Annotated in this window: 19 protein-coding genes (1 of these 19 only partly in view); 9 read left to right on the top strand and 10 right to left on the bottom strand. The window is 66.2% G+C overall.

The window, feature by feature from the left end; translation table 11 throughout:
- Together O9281_RS08685 and O9281_RS08680 are read left to right on the top strand one after the other, a co-directional pair.
- On the top strand, positions 1-253 hold the 3' end of the coding sequence (locus O9281_RS08685; RefSeq protein WP_298184634.1) for a glycosyltransferase family A protein. Its footprint begins 758 nt before the window's first position; 253 of the gene's 1,011 nt are visible here — the last part of the coding sequence; its start codon lies beyond the left edge, outside the window; the stop codon is at positions 251-253.
- Positions 250-1,734 carry a lipopolysaccharide biosynthesis protein gene (locus O9281_RS08680; RefSeq protein ID WP_298184632.1) on the top strand — a complete coding sequence of 495 codons (1,485 nt, stop codon included), beginning with the start codon at positions 250-252 and terminating at the stop codon, positions 1,732-1,734. The genes O9281_RS08685 and O9281_RS08680 overlap by 4 nt, the downstream gene beginning before the upstream one ends.
- Before the next feature lie 3 nt (positions 1,735-1,737).
- On the opposite strand, the gene O9281_RS08675 is transcribed toward O9281_RS08680, so the two are convergent.
- Complete coding sequence (locus tag O9281_RS08675) at positions 1,738-2,658, bottom strand: hypothetical protein (RefSeq protein ID WP_298184630.1); 921 nt, start codon at positions 2,656-2,658, stop codon at positions 1,738-1,740.
- 132 nt (positions 2,659-2,790) lie between these two features.
- Here O9281_RS08675 and O9281_RS08670 point away from each other — a divergent pair, with 132 nt between their 5' ends.
- Positions 2,791-3,708 (top strand): retroviral-like aspartic protease family protein, encoded by a 918-nt coding sequence (locus O9281_RS08670; protein WP_298184628.1) that lies wholly within the window; start codon positions 2,791-2,793, stop codon positions 3,706-3,708.
- Between the two features lie 44 nt (positions 3,709-3,752).
- Positions 3,753-5,582, top strand: coding sequence for an ABC transporter ATP-binding protein/permease (locus tag O9281_RS08665; RefSeq protein WP_298184627.1), 1,830 nt, complete (start codon positions 3,753-3,755; stop codon positions 5,580-5,582).
- Positions 5,583-5,590: 8 nt separating this feature from the next.
- On the opposite strand, the gene O9281_RS08660 is transcribed toward O9281_RS08665, so the two are convergent.
- From O9281_RS08660 to O9281_RS08645, 4 genes are read right to left on the bottom strand one after another with little or no spacing between them, the layout of a single operon-like run.
- Positions 5,591-5,791, bottom strand: coding sequence for a DUF1737 domain-containing protein (locus tag O9281_RS08660; RefSeq protein ID WP_298184626.1), 201 nt, complete (start codon positions 5,789-5,791; stop codon positions 5,591-5,593).
- 10 nt (positions 5,792-5,801) lie between these two features.
- A complete protein-coding gene (gene hslU, locus O9281_RS08655; RefSeq protein ID WP_298184624.1) occupies positions 5,802-7,103 on the bottom strand; it encodes an ATP-dependent protease ATPase subunit HslU in 1,302 nt (433 codons plus the stop codon).
- A gap of 17 nt (positions 7,104-7,120) precedes the next feature.
- Positions 7,121-7,684: an ATP-dependent protease subunit HslV gene (gene hslV, locus O9281_RS08650; protein ID WP_298184623.1), complete on the bottom strand. Its 564-nt coding sequence runs from the start codon at positions 7,682-7,684 to the stop codon at positions 7,121-7,123.
- A gap of 36 nt (positions 7,685-7,720) precedes the next feature.
- Complete coding sequence (locus O9281_RS08645; protein WP_298184621.1) at positions 7,721-8,212, bottom strand: outer membrane protein assembly factor BamE; 492 nt, start codon at positions 8,210-8,212, stop codon at positions 7,721-7,723.
- A gap of 169 nt (positions 8,213-8,381) precedes the next feature.
- Between O9281_RS08645 and O9281_RS08640 the strand changes: the two genes are divergently transcribed.
- Positions 8,382-8,894, top strand: coding sequence for a ubiquinol-cytochrome C chaperone family protein (locus O9281_RS08640; RefSeq protein ID WP_298184619.1), 513 nt, complete (start codon positions 8,382-8,384; stop codon positions 8,892-8,894).
- Positions 8,891-9,400 carry a DUF177 domain-containing protein gene (locus tag O9281_RS08635; RefSeq protein ID WP_298184617.1) on the top strand — a complete coding sequence of 170 codons (510 nt, stop codon included), beginning with the start codon at positions 8,891-8,893 and terminating at the stop codon, positions 9,398-9,400. Before O9281_RS08640 ends, O9281_RS08635 begins: the two co-directional genes overlap by 4 nt.
- Here the strand turns inward: O9281_RS08635 and ssb are convergent, their stop codons facing one another.
- The 5 genes from ssb to O9281_RS08610 form a co-directional block, all read right to left on the bottom strand.
- Positions 9,401-9,931, bottom strand: coding sequence for a single-stranded DNA-binding protein (gene ssb / locus O9281_RS08630; RefSeq protein ID WP_298184615.1), 531 nt, complete (start codon positions 9,929-9,931; stop codon positions 9,401-9,403).
- A gap of 14 nt (positions 9,932-9,945) precedes the next feature.
- On the bottom strand, positions 9,946-11,787 hold the full coding sequence (locus O9281_RS08625) for a ferrous iron transporter B (RefSeq protein ID WP_298184613.1): 1,842 nt from the start codon (positions 11,785-11,787) through the stop codon (positions 9,946-9,948).
- A gap of 1 nt (position 11,788) precedes the next feature.
- Positions 11,789-12,028: a FeoA family protein gene (locus tag O9281_RS08620; RefSeq protein WP_298184611.1), complete on the bottom strand. Its 240-nt coding sequence runs from the start codon at positions 12,026-12,028 to the stop codon at positions 11,789-11,791.
- Positions 12,029-12,125: 97 nt separating this feature from the next.
- Positions 12,126-12,782 carry a COQ9 family protein gene (locus O9281_RS08615; RefSeq protein ID WP_298184609.1) on the bottom strand — a complete coding sequence of 219 codons (657 nt, stop codon included), beginning with the start codon at positions 12,780-12,782 and terminating at the stop codon, positions 12,126-12,128.
- Positions 12,766-13,365, bottom strand: a complete 600-nt coding sequence (locus tag O9281_RS08610) for an ankyrin repeat domain-containing protein (RefSeq protein ID WP_298184607.1) — start codon at positions 13,363-13,365, stop codon at positions 12,766-12,768. The genes O9281_RS08615 and O9281_RS08610 overlap by 17 nt, the downstream gene beginning before the upstream one ends.
- Positions 13,366-13,447: 82 nt before the next feature.
- On the opposite strand from O9281_RS08610, the gene O9281_RS08605 reads away from it, so the two are divergent.
- Genes O9281_RS08605 through O9281_RS08595 form a run of 3 tightly spaced genes read left to right on the top strand, consistent with a single transcriptional unit; the run spans position 13,448 to position 15,220 of the window.
- The gene (locus O9281_RS08605) at positions 13,448-14,047 is read left to right on the top strand and encodes an SCO family protein (protein ID WP_298184606.1); all 600 of its coding nucleotides are present in this window, start codon (positions 13,448-13,450) and stop codon (positions 14,045-14,047) included.
- Positions 14,044-14,502, top strand: coding sequence for a YcgN family cysteine cluster protein (locus O9281_RS08600; RefSeq protein ID WP_298184604.1), 459 nt, complete (start codon positions 14,044-14,046; stop codon positions 14,500-14,502). The genes O9281_RS08605 and O9281_RS08600 overlap by 4 nt, the downstream gene beginning before the upstream one ends.
- Positions 14,495-15,220 carry a M48 family metallopeptidase gene (locus O9281_RS08595; RefSeq protein ID WP_298184601.1) on the top strand — a complete coding sequence of 242 codons (726 nt, stop codon included), beginning with the start codon at positions 14,495-14,497 and terminating at the stop codon, positions 15,218-15,220. Before O9281_RS08600 ends, O9281_RS08595 begins: the two co-directional genes overlap by 8 nt.
- Positions 15,221-15,237 lie beyond the last annotated feature (17 nt).

Here is a 15,237-nt window from a genome sequence, read left to right as displayed (position 1 = left end):
CGCCGAAACGCACGAAGCACTGGCCTTCGAGCATGCAATCGACCGGGTGGTCGAGGGCGATACCCGCCGTGGCCTGGCCGAGCTCGCCAGCCTTCGCCGCCTCGTCAATGGCCCGCTCTGGACCTGGTCCTTCGTGCTGTGGCGGGTCTGCCCGGCTCTTGCCCGACCAATGCTGCGCTGGCGCCGACGCCAGCACAGTCGCGGCTTTCAGCGCAAGGGACTGCGCAGCCTGTTCGAGATCTCGCCGGCATGACCGCCAGCCCCGCCTCCGCTTCGACTGGCACACCCGCGCCCGAGTTTCGCGACCAGGTCCGCTCGGCCGTGATCTGGCGATCGGGCACGCAGATCTTCAGCCAGCTGGTCGCCTGGGCCTCCACCTTCCTGGTCATCCGGATCCTGTCGCCGAGCGATTACGGTCTCTATGCGATGACCGGCGTGGTGATGGTGCTGCTGGGCCTGTTCAACGGCTATTCCTTTGCCAATGCGGTGATCCAGGATCGAACTGCGGGCAAGGAGCAGCTGCGCCAGCTGTTCGGCCTGTTGATCGTGATAAACGGAGCCCTGGCCACCTTGCAGGTCGCTACCGCGCCGCTGGTCGCGGCCTATTTCGGCCAGCCCATGGTCACCGACCTGCTGCGCGCCCAGGCGCTGATCTACCTGACCAACCCGTTCCTCGCGCTGGGCTATGCCGTGCTGTCGCGGCAGATGGATTTCCGCAAGCAGGCCCAGGTCAACATGGCTTCGGCCGTGCTGGGCGCGCTGACCGCCCTGGCCGGGGCACTGGCCGGGCTGGGGGTCTGGACGCTGGTGGTGGCACCGCTGGTCACCTTTACCAGCCGCGCCTTCGGCATGGCGGCCCTGGCCCGGGCCTTCATGTGGCCGAGTTTCGATTTCCGCGCCGCCCGGACTATCGCCAATTATGGCGGGGTGGTGATGCTGGGCCAGATCTTCTGGTTCCTCCAGACCCAGGCCGACATCATGGTGGCAGGCCACGTGCTGACCGCCGGTGAACTCGGCTATTATACGACCGCGCTGTTCCTGGCGCAGTTGTTCGTCAACAAGGTGGTGCCGCCGCTCAACGAGGTAGCCTTTTCCGCCTATGCCCGGATCCAGGACGATCCGGCCGCCGTCGCCAATGGCTTCCTCGCCTCGGTCCGCGTGGTCATGCTGCTGGCGATCCCGTTCTGCCTTGGCCTGGCCGCAGTCAGCGAGCCGGCCATCGCGACCATGCTGGGCACCAAATGGCTGCCCGCCGCCCCGCTGGTCACCCTGCTGGCCCTGGCCATGCCCTTCATGACCCTGCATGTGATGTTTGCCCCCGCCACCAGTGCCATTGGTCGACCCGGCATCGCCACCCGCAGTGCCATCCTGGGCGCATTGATCATGCCGGCGGCCTTCCTGACCGGCGTGCTGGTTGACGAGGCGCGCGGGATCGCGCTGGCCTGGCTGCTCGGCTATCCGCTGCTGACCGCAATCACCGCCCACTGGTCGCTGCCGATCATCGGCGCAACCAAGCGCCAGTTGCTTGCAGCATTATGGCCACCAGTGCTGGCTGGTGGGGTCATGATCGGCGCGGTCACCGCTGCCGATATGGTGGCAGGTAGCCTCTCCCCGGTCCTTCGGCTCGTCCTGCTGACCGCGACCGGCGGCGTTTCCTATGGCCTCGCAATGCTCCTGTTCGCCCCGGAGAGGCTGCGCGAAGTGCTGGACTACGCCCGCCGCCGCAAGAGCTGAAGCTTAGAGCAGAGCTGCAATGGCCGCCCGCGCCGCCTGCAGATAGGCTCCGCGATGGAAACGATAGGTGCCGACGAAGTGCACGAAGGCGACATCGCCTCCCACCGGCTCGTTCCAAAAATTGATGTAGCGATCATACGGCAACAGCAGCGGATCGGGCTCATTCGCGAACACGAAGTTCGAGGTAACCTGCTCGCTACCCCATTCAGACCAGTATGGGCGGCCCAGCAGCCGCTCCGCTTCAACCGAGAAGGCCTCGGCCAGGGCGCGACCTGACGGGGCCGGCGCGAAACCGGCGAAGCCCGAACACCCCCGGACATAGCAAAGGTCAGCCCAGCCAGAGATTGTCACCTGATCCATCACGCATTCGATCGCCGTCTGCACATGCGCACGGCCGGACGGGCGCGTAGCCCGCGCCTTGGTCGCCCCTTCGGCCAATGGCAGGATCTGCGAGGTCGCCTCGCCGCGCAGGGTAAAACTGCGTCCAGCGGCAATGGCCTCGGCCACTTCGGGTACCGGCCCCAAGGTGACGGTGTCGGAATCGACCGGGATCACATAGTCCGCCCGGCGCAGGTCGAGGATCGACAGCAGCCGCTCCCATGTCCCCCCGCGCGGGCAGGGTCCGGTATCGACCGAAGCGAGGGTGGTGATCGGTGGGTTGCCCAGATGGTAGGCCAGAACCGCCTTGTCCGCAGGGGTCAGCGTGCCATCGTCAAGGATCGCAAAGCGCCCCCGCCCCAGCCGCGACTGGAACGATTTGGCCGCCACCAGGTAAGGCAGCAGCACCCGCGTGCCGATCATCGAGAAGATCACCAGGCCGTCGTCCGGATCGACCCGGCACGGGGGCGTGGCCAGCACCGCGCGGGCCGCCCGGTTGAACTGCACTTCACGCAACCTGCGCAGGGCCCGGTCAAGCAAGGTCATCATCTGCCGGGGATAATAGCCACCGCGGCTTAAGCAATGGCAAAGATAGACGTAACGGCGCGCTCAATCGTTGGATGACATGGTCATTATGGCGCTCTACGGTGTAAGTAAGGGGCATTGGAGAGACCGGTCATGGAACCCGCCACCCTTGCCGCCGCCCTGTTGCTGCCGCTGCTGTCCACGGCAGCTACCATGCCGGTCTTTGCGGGACAGGATGGCCAGCAACAGGCCGCTGCCGTCGATGTCCTGGCCATCCGCAAGGACCAGTGGAGCCGGATGACGGTGCCGGTGAAGGTCCAGGAACAGGGGCCGTTCCGTTTCCTGATCGATACCGGATCGCAGAACACCGTCCTCTCGAAGAACCTCGCCGCCCGGCTGGCGCTGGTGCCGAACCGACGGGCGCGGCTGGTCAGTATTGCCGGAACGCAGATCGTCGACACGGTAGAGATCGACCAGATCGACCTCGGCCGCCGCAGCTTCTACAGCCTGACCGCGCCGCTGCTGGAAAGCGAGCACATGGGGGCCGATGGCATTCTGGGGCTCGACAGCCTGCAGGGCCAGCGCGTTCTGGTCGACTTCACCAAGAATCTGATGGCGATCGATGATGCGCGCAGCCTGGGCGGCAACCGCGGCTTCGAAATCGTGGTCGAGGCGCGCCGCCGGTCCGGCCAGCTGATCATGGCCGACGCGCGGATCGATGGCGTGAAGGTGCAGGTCGTGATCGATACCGGCGCCGAAACCTCGATCGGCAACCGGGCCTTGCAGCGGGCGCTGGAAAAGCGGCGCAAGAGCCAGACGATCGAACTCCTGAGCGTGACCGGCCATCAGATCAATGCCGACCTCGGCTATGCTCGCAGCCTCGAGATCGCCGGGGTTGCCTTCAACAACGTGGCGATCGCCTTTGCCGACGCCCCGGCCTTCGCGGCGCTGAAGATCGACCAGCGCCCATCGATGCTGCTGGGCATGCGTGACCTGCGCAACCTTGACCGGCTGGCGATCGACTTTTCCAGCCGCAAGATCCTGTTCGACGTGCCAAGCGGAGCGCTGTGATCGGCGCGGCTGGCCTTTCGCGGGATTGCGCCTAGATAGGGCCGATGCCGCCCGAAACACCGACCGATACCGCCAAGGCGCGAGCCCCCCGCCACGATGGCTGGGGCACCTTGCGGCGCTTCCTGCCCTATCTGTGGCCCAGCGACGACTGGGGGCTGCGCGGGCGGATCATCGGCGCGGTCGCGCTGATCCTGCTGTCCACCGCCACCCAGTTCACCCTGCCCTACCTGTTGAAGTGGGCGGTCGATGCCATGGCGGTGACGGGTCCGCGGGTCATCACCTTCGCCATGCTGTTTGTCCTGGCCTATGCAGCTGCGCGGCTGGGCGGCGTAGTGTTCGACAACCTGCGCAACATCGTGTTCGAGCGGGTCGGCCAGCAGGCCACCGCACAACTGGCCGAGCATGTCTTCAACCGGCTGCACCGCCTGTCGCTGCGCTTTCACCTGGCCCGCCGCACCGGCGAAGTGACCAAGGTGATCGAGCGCGGCACCAAGAGCATCGACACGATGCTCTATTTCATGCTGTTCAACATCGCCCCCACGGTGATCCTGCTGGTCGGCGTGGGGGTGATCTTCTACCTCAACTTCGGCTGGCCGCTGGTGAGTGCAACGGCCCTGGCCTTGGTCGCCTATATCTGGGTGACCCGGGCGATCACCGAATGGCGCACCAAGCTGCGCGAGCAGATGAACCGGCTTGATGGCCAGGCCTTGTCGCGCGCGGTCGATTCGCTGCTGAACTATGAAACGGTCAAATACTTCGGGGCCGAGCGCCGCGAGGAAGCGCGTTATGCCCAGGCCACCCGGGCCTATGCCGCCGCCGCAGTGACCAGCGAAAACAGCCTGGGCCTGCTCAACATCGCGCAGGCGCTGGTCACCAACCTGCTGATGGCCGTGGCCATGGCCCTGACCGTCTATGGCTGGGCGCGGGGCGAATATACCGCCGGCCAGCTGGTCTTTGTCCAGACCTACCTGATGCAGCTGTTCCGCCCGCTCGATATGCTGGGCATGGTCTATCGCACGATCCGCCAGGGCCTGATCGACATGGCCGACATGTTCCGCCTGATCGACACCGAAATCGAGGTGCAGGACGCGCCTGGCGCCCCGGCCCTGGTGGTGAAGCGCCCCACCCTGGCTTTCGACAATGTCCGCTTCGGCTACGAGCCCGACCGGACGATCCTCAACGGCCTGTCGTTCGAAGTGCCTGCTGGGAGCCAGGTGGCGATTGTCGGTCCGTCGGGCGCGGGCAAGAGCACGATCGCCCGGCTGGTCTTCCGGTTCTACGACCCGTGGTCGGGCCGGATCCTGATCGACGGGCAGGACATCGCCCAGGTCACCCAGGCCTCGCTGCGCGCGCACCTTGGCATCGTCCCCCAGGATTCGGTGCTGTTCAACGATACCATCGGCTACAACATCGCCTATGGCCGCGAGGGCGCCGGGCTGGCCGAAGTGGAGCAGGCCGCGCGCGAGGCTGCGCTGATGGACCTGATCGGCCGCCTACCCCAGGGCTTCGACACCGAAGTGGGCGAGCGCGGGCTGAAGCTGTCGGGCGGCGAAAAGCAGCGCGTCGCGATTGCCCGTACCCTGGTCAAGAACCCGCCGATCCTGCTGCTCGACGAAGCGACCAGCGCGCTCGACACCCGCACCGAGCAGGATGTGCTGGCCACCCTGCACCGCGTCAGCACCGGGCGCACCTCCCTCTCGATCGCGCACCGCCTCTCGACCATTGCCGATGCCGACCTGATCCTGGTGCTCAATGCCGGGCAACTGGCCGAGCAGGGCACCCACGCCGAATTGCTGCGCCGCGATGGGCTCTATGCCGATATGTGGGCCCGCCAGGCCGAGGCGGCGGAGCAGGTGGAAGAAGCCGCGGAGTAGCCCCGCGCCTACTTCACCACGTCGGCGTCTTTCCAGACCACGGCCTGGGCGGCTTTCATGCAACCGCCCTCCTCGTCCCAGGTCAGGCAGGGTGAGCCATAGAGCCGCCAGCCCTGGGCCAGGGCCTCGGACACGCGGTCACAAAAGGCGCGGTCGTCCTTGCCGGTGAGGAGGCGATAGATCGGCTTGTCGTCGGGCGGGGTGCTCATCCAGCCGCCCTTACAGGATATACTTCGAAAGGTCAGTATCCCGCGCCAGGCCATCCAGCCGCGCGGCCACATAGGCTTCATCGATTGTCACGGTCTCGCCCTGGCGATCTTCGGCCTCGAAGCTCAGCTCTTCGAGCAGCTTTTCCATCACGGTTTGGAGCCGCCGCGCGCCGATGTTCTCGACCGCCTCGTTCACCTGTGCCGCGATCCGGGCAATTGCGCGGATCGCTTCGGGGGTGAATTCCACCGTGACCTTCTCGGTGCCGAGCAAGGCCTTGTACTGGGCGATCAGGTTGGCGCGGGTTTCGGCCAGGATGCGGACGAAGTCCTCCTCGGACAGCGCCTTCAGCTCGACCCGGATCGGCAGGCGGCCCTGCAGTTCGGGCAGCATGTCACTGGGCTTGGCCACGTGGAACGCGCCAGAGCCGATGAACAGTACGTGGTCGGTCTTCATCGGGCCATACTTGGTGGCGACAGTCGTGCCCTCGATCAGCGGCAGCAGGTCGCGCTGCACGCCTTCGCGGCTGACCGAACCACCGCGCACATCGGACACGGCGATCTTGTCGATCTCGTCGATGAAGACGATCCCGTTGGCCTCGGCATTGGCGAGCGCGACGCGGGCGACATCGTCCTGGTCCATGCGCTTTTCGGCTTCCTCGTCGACCAGCTTGTCCCAGGCCTGCGGCACCTTGAGCTTGCGCCGCTTGAGGTTCTGGCGGCCCATCGCCTTGGACATCATTTCGCTGAGGTTGATCATGCCCACCCCGCCCGGCATCCCCGGCAGATCGAAAGGCATGCCCGGCGCGTCCTCGATCTCGATCTCCACCTCGACATCGTTCATCGCGTTCTCGACGATCCGCTGGCGGAAGCTTTCCCGGGTCGCCTCGCTGGCGTTTTCGCCAACCAGCGCCTTGAGCAGCCGGTCCATCGCCGCCTTGCTGGCCGCTTCGCGCACGGCTTCGCGGCGGCGGTCCTTCTCCAGCCGGATCGCTTCCTCGACCAGATCGCGGGCGATCTGCTCCACGTCTCGGCCGACATAGCCGACCTCGGTGAACTTGGTGGCCTCAACCTTCACGAATGGGGCATCGGCCAACTTGGCCAGGCGGCGGCTGATCTCGGTCTTGCCGCAGCCGGTCGGCCCGATCATGAGGATGTTCTTGGGGGTTACTTCGTCGCGCAGCTCGGGCGAAAGGCGCTGGCGGCGCCAGCGGTTGCGCAGGGCAACGGCCACGGCCTTCTTTGCCTCAGCCTGGCCGATGATATGTTCATCCAGCGCGGCGACAATCGCCTTGGGGGTCAGGTTTTGGTTCATGGATTTTCCTTCGGGCGTCAGGCGTCGATCGATTCGACGGTCACCCGGTCATTGGTGAAGACGCAGACTTCGGCTGCCACCGCCATGGCGCGGCGGGCGATCTTTTCCGCATCGTGTTCGTAGTCGGCCAGCGCCTTGGCGGCAGACAGGGCATAGTTCCCGCCCGATCCGATCGCGGCGATGCCACCTTCCGGTTCCAGCACATCGCCATTGCCGGTCAGGATCAGCAGCACGTCCTTGTCGGCCACGATCATCAGGGCTTCTAGGTTGCGCAGGTACTTGTCGGTCCGCCAGTCCTTGGCCAGTTCAACCGCCGCACGCATCAGCTGGCCGCGGTTCTGCTCAAGCTTGCGTTCCAGCCGTTCGAACAGGGTGAAGGCATCGGCCGTGGCCCCGGCGAACCCGGCGATCACCGAGCCATCGCCAAGCCGCCGTACCTTGCGGGCATTGGGCTTCATCACCGTGTTGCCCATCGAAACCTGGCCATCGCCGGCGATGACGGTCTTCCCGCCCAGCTTGACGCCGATGATGGTGGTGCCGTGCCAGGGGATCAGCCCGTGGCTGTGTGAGGAGTTGTCCATGCGGCGGGATATATGCCCTGCCGCGCGGGATTCAACTTAGCTGCCGTTCGGGCCGCCACCGCCGCCACCCGGACCGCCCGCCCCGGTACCGACAGTACCAATGTTGCCGAACAGGTCTTCAAGGAAGGTGCGCTCCTTGCCCAGGGTCGGCGTCTTATCGCCATCGGGCTCAAGCCGGACCACCCGCTCCAGCCCCGACCGTTCGACGCCGGCGACATTGCCGCGCTCATCGAAGGTCACGCGCAGGACCAGCTGCTCGCTGATCTTGGGCCGCGTGAACGCGGCCTGCCGCGTGCTTGACGAGACGTAATACCAGTCCTTGCGACCAAAGGCGCTGACGAAGGTGGGACGGCCGAGCGTGCGCTCCACCGACTGCTGGTTATCGATTCCGGGCTGGACCGAATCGACCAGTGCGGCATCGACCAGGTACCCGCGATGATCCTTGATGGAGCTGCATCCCGCGAGCCCAGCGGCCCCGGCCACCATCACCATCACCATCACCATTGCCTTGATCATCGCTGCACGCATCGTAAACCGGTTCCCGTTTGCGCTGCCAATCGGACCTGGGGCATTGCCCGTTTCCGACGGCGGCTCTATCGCACCAGGGCTTTAGGCTGCCTTGGCGCGCCGCGCAATGGCGGCGAACAGGCGCTTGGGGACACTGGCTTTAATCGCCGCTGAACAAAGGACACTGACCATGGGCCTGATCGCCCGCCTGCTCGGCAAGAAGACCGATGAACACGCCGCAGTCCGCCCGCTGTGGCATGCCGCCGTGGCGCTCGCGCGCACCCCGCGCTGGTATGCGGAACTGGGGCTGGCGGATTCGGTACCGGGCCGGTTCGATGCCGTGGCCACGGTGCTGTCGCTGGTGCTGAGCCGGATGGAACAATCCCCCGCCCTGGCGCGCGAGGCGATCCTGCTGACCGAATTGTTCGTGACCGACATGGATGCCCAGCTGCGCGAAACCGGCCTGGGCGACATGGTGGTAGGCAAGCACGTGGGCAAGCTGATGGGGGCGCTGGGCGGCCGCAAGGGCGCGCTGGATGCGGCGCTGGCGGGCAGGGAGCCGCTGGAAGAGGTGCTGGCGCGCAACCTCAGCCTGGCAGAAGGTGCCGATCCGGCTGGCATGGCGGCCGAAGTGCGCGCAATTGCCGCCCGCCTGGCCGCGCTGGACGATGCCAGCCTGCTGGCCGGAAAGATCGCAGCATGAGCGAATTTGCCCGGACCTATGATCCGCGCCTGCTGCCTGGCGCGGAGCAGGTGCTGACCGCCTCCACCGAAGAATGCGCGGCCCTGGCCCGTAGGTTCGACCTGGTCCGGATCGACCGGCTGGAAGCGCGGATCATGCTGGACAAGGATGGCGCGGCCACGACCGCTGCCGGCCGCCTGCTGGCCGATATCGTGCAATCCTGCGCCGTTTCGGGCGAAGACCTGCCGGTCAGCATCGACGAGCCGGTTTCCCTGCGCTTTGTGCCCGACGGCGCGCCGAGCGCCCCGGACGAGGAAATCGAGCTGGAAGCCGACGAGCTGGACGAGATCACCTATTCCGGCAGCCAGTTCGACCTGGGAGAGGCCCTGGCCCAGACCCTGGCCCTGGCCATCGATCCATACGCTGAGGGGCCCAATGCGGAAGCGGCCCGCCAGGCCGCCGGTCTCAATGAACCGGAGGCCAGCGGGCCGTTCGCAGCGCTTGCGGCGCTGAAGAAGAAAGACTGATCAGAACGGGATATCGTCGTCGAGATCGTCGGCAAAGCCGCCGCGACCGCCACCCATGCCGCCGGCCGACGCACCGCCGCCAAAGTCACCGCCACCCGAACGCTGGCCGCTGCCGCCGCCCCAGTCACTGCCGCCGGAACGCTGGCCACCGCCCGCACCGCCACCCTGGCCACCGCCGGGCGCACCATCCAGCATGGTCAGCACGCCCTGGTTGCCGCCCACCGAAATCTCGGTGGTATAGCGATCGTTGCCCGACTGATCCTGCCACTTGCGGGTCCGCAGCTGGCCTTCGATGTAGACCTTGCTGCCCTTGCGCAGATAGCGCTCGGCCACGCCAACGAGACCATCTGACTGCAGCACAACAGTGTGCCACTCGGTCCGTTCCTTGCGTTCGCCGGTGTTCTTGTCCTTCCAGCTTTCGCTGGTGGCGATGCGCAGGTTGGCGATCCGCCCGCCGTTCTGGAAGCTCTTGACCTCGGGGTCCTGGCCCAGATTGCCGATCAGGATAACCTTGTTGACGCTGCCTGCCATCTAGAAACGCTCCGCTACAACCCGAGCGCGACGGCGCCCCAATAGGTGATTCCCGCGAAGATATAGGCGAGCGCGAAGAGGTAGGCCAACATGAACAAGGGCCATTTCCACCCATTCGTTTCACGCCGGGCAACAGCAATCGTGCTCATGCACTGCGGGGCGAAGACGAACCAGGCCAGGAAGGCCAGCGCCATCGGCAGCGTCCACTTGGCCTTCAGCTGATCGCCCAGCGCCAGCGCGGCCTGTTCCTCATCCTCGGCGGAGACGGCATAGGTCGTCGCCAGCGAGGCGACCGCCACTTCGCGCGCGGCCATCGCCGGGATCAGAGACAGCGCCATTTCCCGATTGAAGCCGATCGGCTCGACCACCACGGCCAGACCATCGGCGAGCTTGCCCGCGATCGAGGCATCGACCTGGTTCTGGCCTTCGGCGGCGCGCGGGAAGGTAAGCAGGAGCCACAGCACCACGGTGACCATGAAGATGATCGTGCCGGCCCGGCGCAGGAAGATCCAGGCCCGCTGCCACAGGCCCAGCGCCAGATCCTTGATTAGCGGGAGCTGGTACTTGGGCAGTTCCATGATGAAGCCCGAGGCGGCCCCCTGTGTCACCGAACGGCGCAGCACCAGTGCGACCAGCATCGCCCCGACAATGCCCGCCAGATAAAGCCCGAACAGGACCAGGCCTTGCAAACCTACGCCCGGCAAGACGGCCGTATTGGGAATGAACGCCGCGATGATCACGGCATAGACCGGGAGCCGGGCCGAACAGGTCATCAGCGGCGCAATCAGGATCGTGGTCAGGCGATCCCGCTGGTCCGAAATCGAGCGGGTCGCCATGATGCCGGGAATGGCGCAGGCGAAGCTGGACAACAGCGGGATGAAACTACGCCCGGACAGGCCGACGCCAGCCATCAGCCGGTCCATCAGGAAGGCGGCGCGCGCCATATAGCCCGATGCCTCCATCGCCAGGATGAAGAAGAACAGGATCACGATCTGCGGCAGGAACACCACCACCGAGCCAACGCCCGACAGGACGCCTTCGGTCAGGAAATCGCGGAACAGCCCCTCCGGTACAGTCGCCCGGACCTGGTCGGCAATCAGGCCGACCCCGGCCTCAAGTCCATCGGCAAACGGCGAGGCCCAGGTGAACACCGCCTGGAACACCACGAACAGCAAGCCGAACAGGACCAGCGGGCCGAACCAGGGGTTGAGCAGCACCCGATCAAGCTGCGCATGCAGCCGCCGTTCGGTGCTTTCCGAGAGAATTGTGGCCCGCGCGATCAGGCGCGCGCTTACCTGCCGCTCGGTCAGCGTGGTATGCGGGTGGCGCGGTTCGGGCAGCCGACGCTCGGCCGCGTCGATCGCCAGCGCCAGTTCGGCAAGGCCGCGGCGGCGCACGGCCACGGTCGGCACCACTGGCACACCCAGGGCTTCCTCGAGCGCGGCGGGATCGAGTACCAGGCCATCGCGTTCGGCCAGATCGACCATATTGAGCGCGACTACGGTGGGCCGCCCCAGCGCGATGACTTCCTGCGCGAAGACCAGGTGCTGTTCGAGGTTCGAAGCATCGAGCACCACGACCAGCACCTGCGGCGCTGGTTCCCCCGGCAGTTCGCCCAGCACGACCTTTCGGGTTACTTCCTCGTCCGGGCTGGTGGCATCGAGGCCGTATGAACCGGGCAGGTCGGTCAGCTCGATCACTTCACCGCTTGGCAACACCAGTCGGCCCGCCTTGCGCTCCACGGTCACGCCCGGATAATTGGCGATCTTCTGGCGCGCGCCGGTCAACGCGTTGAACAGGGCACTTTTCCCGGCATTGGGGTTGCCGACCAGGGCGGCACTGCGAAGCTGGACCATGTCAGTTGGCCTCCACGGTCATCGCGCGGGCATGCGTCCGACGCAGCGCCACCGTCATCCGGCCCAGCGTAATGGCCAGCGGGTCACGCCCGCCGAACACGCCGCGATGCGCCACGGCCACTTCCGCCCCCACATCGAAGCCAAGTGCCCGCAACCGCTGCGCTTCATCGGCAGCCAGCACAGACCAGTCCACTGCGGCAATTCGGGCGACCTGCCCGAGCGGGAGAGAATCGAGCGTCATGGCTGCGGCGCTGCCAGATGAGCGCCGCAAATGCAAGTCATTCGCAATAATTGATCGGGATCAAACCTGCATGCGAAGCGATGGCGGCTCAGAGCGATCAGCGCGCGGGATAGCGCAGGCGCCCCAGAAAGCGGGCCGGGCTGAATCCGTCGAAATCGCGATTGAGCAGCCGGGCCTTGGCCTTCTCGAACTTCATCACCCCGTCGATCCGCCGCTCCAGGAAGGCGCGAGTATCGCTGCGGCCATCGCTGCGGTCATGCGCCAGCACGGCCAGCGTGGCGGCATAGATCGAAGCGAGGATCGTGCGCTTGGTATAGTGATTGTAATCGGCCGAGGTGTCGCCCGCCAGTCGCCACATCAGATCGGCGCTGGACCAGCCCAGCTTCAGCGCGGCCGGCACATTCTGCGGCATGGCCATGATTGCGAGCGCACGAACCAGGGCTTCCTGCTGCGGGGCAACATAGTCCAGCCGGAATTGTACCAGGGTCCGGATCCGTTCCCGAACCTTGAGCGCGGCCAGCCGGTCAGCCGGCCATTCGGCCGCCATGGCGGCATCACAGGCACCGATCCATGCGGCGATCATGGCCATCGGCCCATTGGCAAAGGCAAAGCTCGCCAAGGCAGGATCAACGCCTTCCTGCTCGGCCGCCGCGGTCACTGCCGCTTCGGTCCAGCCATCGAATACTGCAGCGTCGGCAATGGCCGGTGCCAGCCTCAGTCGCAGCCCATCGAGCGATTCAGAATTTTGGGCCATATGCCTTGGCCTTGTCACCGCCCTTGGGCTTGGCGTTGGTTTCGATCTCGGTCAGCAGGTTCGCTCCGGCCAGCCGCGCATAATCGCGGGCTGTACGACCCGAATTGTCCGACCGGTCAGGATCGGCCCCGGCCTTGAGCAGGATCCGCATCAGCCCGACATTACGGTTATGGACGGCGGTGATCAGCGGCGTCTCGCCGGCATTGTTGCTTTCATCCAGCCGCGCGCCCTTGCTGACCAGCAGCTCAACGCCTTCGATGAAATTGGCGTTCACCGCCGAGACCAGCGGGGTCACCCCCTTGGCATCGCGGACGTTGACGTTGGCACCCTTGCCGATCAGGAACTGCATCCACATCAGGTCGCGGCGGTTGGTGACGATGTGCAGCGCGGTTTCACCCGAAGTGATGTCGCGCGTGTTGACCAGGTTCGAACCGGGTTGGTCGAGCGCGTCGGTCACGGCCTGGCCGTCCTTCTTGCGGACGGCTTCGAGGAACTTGTAGCTGTCCGACATGAATTGCGCCTGGGCCGGCACGGACAAGGCCATGGTTGCCAGCGCGAACAGCGGTACGATCAGCTTGCGCACCCGAATTTCTCCATCTTGCAGCGGGAATCGCCCCGCCACCGTCTTGCGCCGCGCGCTTTAGCAGAGCATGAACCGCCGCGCCATGATCAAGCCTCTGTTCGCATCCCTTGCCGCCGCCCTCCTGCTCTCCGCCTGCCAGCAGGCCGCCCCGCCGCCGGCACAGCTGATAGGCACCGATATTAAGGGAACCCCGTTTGGCGGTCCCTTCAGCCTGACGGGCGAGGATGGCAAGCGCTATGGCTGGGGCGATTTCAAGGGCAAGTACCGGCTGGTCTATTTCGGCTATGCCTTCTGTCCCGATGCCTGCCCGACCGACGTGGCCGTGATGATGCGCGGCTTCCAGCAGTTCGAAAAGGCCCATCCGGGCAAGGCCGCCAAGGTCCAGCCGCTGTTTATCACGATCGATCCCGCCCGCGACACGGTGCAGGTGGTCAAGGAATTCACCGACAGCTTCCACCCCCGCCTGCTCGGGCTGACCGGCACCCAGGCCGAGGTTGACGTGGCGGCCAAGGCGTTCCGCGTCTATGCCGCGCGCGGCAAGGACCTGGGCAATGGCGCCTACCTGATGGATCACAGCCGCTTTGCCTACCTGATGGACCCGGAAGGCAAGCCGCTGGTGATCCTGCCGGTCGACAAGAACGCCGAAGCGGTCGCCTCTGACCTGGCAGCCAGCGTGCAATGAGCGCCCTGCGTCCCCGCTTCTGGGAACGCCCGATCGATGCCCTGACCCGCGCTGAATGGGAGGCGCTGTGCGATGGCTGCGGCCAGTGCTGCCTGCACAAGGCCGAGGACGAGGACACCGGCGACATCTACATGACCAATGTCGCCTGCAAGCTGCTGGACCTGCAGTCCTGCCGCTGCAGCGATTACCCGAACCGCAAGCGCCAGGTGCCCGATTGCGTGCGGCTGACCCCCACACTGGCCGCCTCGCTGTCGTGGCTGCCGGAAACCTGTGCCTATCGCCTGCGCGCCGATGGCGAGCCGCTGCGGGGCTGGCATTACCTGATCAGCGGCGATCCCGACGCGGTCCATGCCGCCGGGATCTCGGTGCGGGGCAAGGCGATCGGCGAGGAGTTTGCCGGGCCGCTCGAGGATCATATCATCCTGCCGCCGGGCATCGAGATCGACCGTGATTGACTGGTTGCGCCGCAAACCCGAAGCCACCCCCCAGGTCGAAGTCGGCGGTCGCCTGCTGCCCGTGGCGGTGCGGCGCAACGCGGCGGCGCGGCGGATGACCATGCGCCTTGCCCCCGATGGCAGCGAGGTGCGGGTAACCCTGCCCAACTGGGGCCGCAGCGCCGAAGCACTGGAATTCGCCCGCGCCAAGGCCGATTGGCTGGCCGACCAGCTGGTCCGGCTGGGGCCGGTGGCGCTGCCCGGCGATGGCACGATCCTGCCGTTTCGCGGCACTCCGCTGGAGCTGCGCCACGATCCCGCCACCCCGCGCCGGGTCCGGCTGGATGAGGGTCTGCTGCTGGTCGGCGGCCCGGGGGAGAGCCTGCCACGCCGCGTCCAGCGCTGGCTGGAGGCCGAGGCGCTGGCGCTGCTGATCGACGATCTGGCACAATACTGCCTGCGGGATGGTCGCCGGACACCGCCACTGGCACTGAGCCGGGCCCAGCGCCGCTGGGGTTCCTGCGCGGCCGATGGCACGATCCGGATCAACTGGCGGCTGGTGATGGCGCCGGATTTCGTTCGGCGATCGGTGGTTGCGCACGAGGTTGCGCACCTGACCCACTTCGATCATTCGCCAGCCTTCCACGCCCACCTCGACTGGCTGTTCGAGGGTGACATCAGCGCCGCCAACCGCTGGTTGAAGCAGCACGGCAGGGGCCTTTACGCGCACCTCGGATAGCACTTAAGGTGCCCTTA

Origin of the sequence: Novosphingobium sp. (assembly GCF_027531025.1) — a bacterium.
GTDB lineage: Bacteria > Pseudomonadota > Alphaproteobacteria > Sphingomonadales > Sphingomonadaceae > Novosphingobium.
Note: the sequence above shows the minus strand (reverse complement) of the source record. Positions and strands in the feature narration are given on the sequence as shown.

Excerpts from the sequence above, each read along its gene's own strand:
- O9281_RS08680 (WP_298184632.1), top strand. The coding sequence starts at position 250 with ATGACCGCCAGCCCCGCCTCCGCTTCGACTGGCACACCCGCGCCCGAG.
- O9281_RS08675 (WP_298184630.1), bottom strand. The coding sequence starts at position 2,658 with ATGACCTTGCTTGACCGGGCCCTGCGCAGGTTGCGTGAAGTGCAGTTC.
- O9281_RS08670 (WP_298184628.1), top strand. The coding sequence starts at position 2,791 with ATGGAACCCGCCACCCTTGCCGCCGCCCTGTTGCTGCCGCTGCTGTCC.
- O9281_RS08665 (WP_298184627.1), top strand. The coding sequence starts at position 3,753 with ATGCCGCCCGAAACACCGACCGATACCGCCAAGGCGCGAGCCCCCCGC.
- O9281_RS08660 (WP_298184626.1), bottom strand. The coding sequence starts at position 5,791 with ATGAGCACCCCGCCCGACGACAAGCCGATCTATCGCCTCCTCACCGGC.
- hslU (WP_298184624.1), bottom strand. The coding sequence starts at position 7,103 with ATGAACCAAAACCTGACCCCCAAGGCGATTGTCGCCGCGCTGGATGAA.
- hslV (WP_298184623.1), bottom strand. The coding sequence starts at position 7,684 with ATGGACAACTCCTCACACAGCCACGGGCTGATCCCCTGGCACGGCACC.
- O9281_RS08645 (WP_298184621.1), bottom strand. The coding sequence starts at position 8,212 with ATGCGTGCAGCGATGATCAAGGCAATGGTGATGGTGATGGTGATGGTG.
- O9281_RS08640 (WP_298184619.1), top strand. The coding sequence starts at position 8,382 with ATGGGCCTGATCGCCCGCCTGCTCGGCAAGAAGACCGATGAACACGCC.
- O9281_RS08635 (WP_298184617.1), top strand. The coding sequence starts at position 8,891 with ATGAGCGAATTTGCCCGGACCTATGATCCGCGCCTGCTGCCTGGCGCG.
- ssb (WP_298184615.1), bottom strand. The coding sequence starts at position 9,931 with ATGGCAGGCAGCGTCAACAAGGTTATCCTGATCGGCAATCTGGGCCAG.
- O9281_RS08625 (WP_298184613.1), bottom strand. The coding sequence starts at position 11,787 with ATGGTCCAGCTTCGCAGTGCCGCCCTGGTCGGCAACCCCAATGCCGGG.
- O9281_RS08620 (WP_298184611.1), bottom strand. The coding sequence starts at position 12,028 with ATGACGCTCGATTCTCTCCCGCTCGGGCAGGTCGCCCGAATTGCCGCA.
- O9281_RS08615 (WP_298184609.1), bottom strand. The coding sequence starts at position 12,782 with ATGGCCCAAAATTCTGAATCGCTCGATGGGCTGCGACTGAGGCTGGCA.
- O9281_RS08605 (WP_298184606.1), top strand. The coding sequence starts at position 13,448 with ATGATCAAGCCTCTGTTCGCATCCCTTGCCGCCGCCCTCCTGCTCTCC.
- O9281_RS08600 (WP_298184604.1), top strand. The coding sequence starts at position 14,044 with ATGAGCGCCCTGCGTCCCCGCTTCTGGGAACGCCCGATCGATGCCCTG.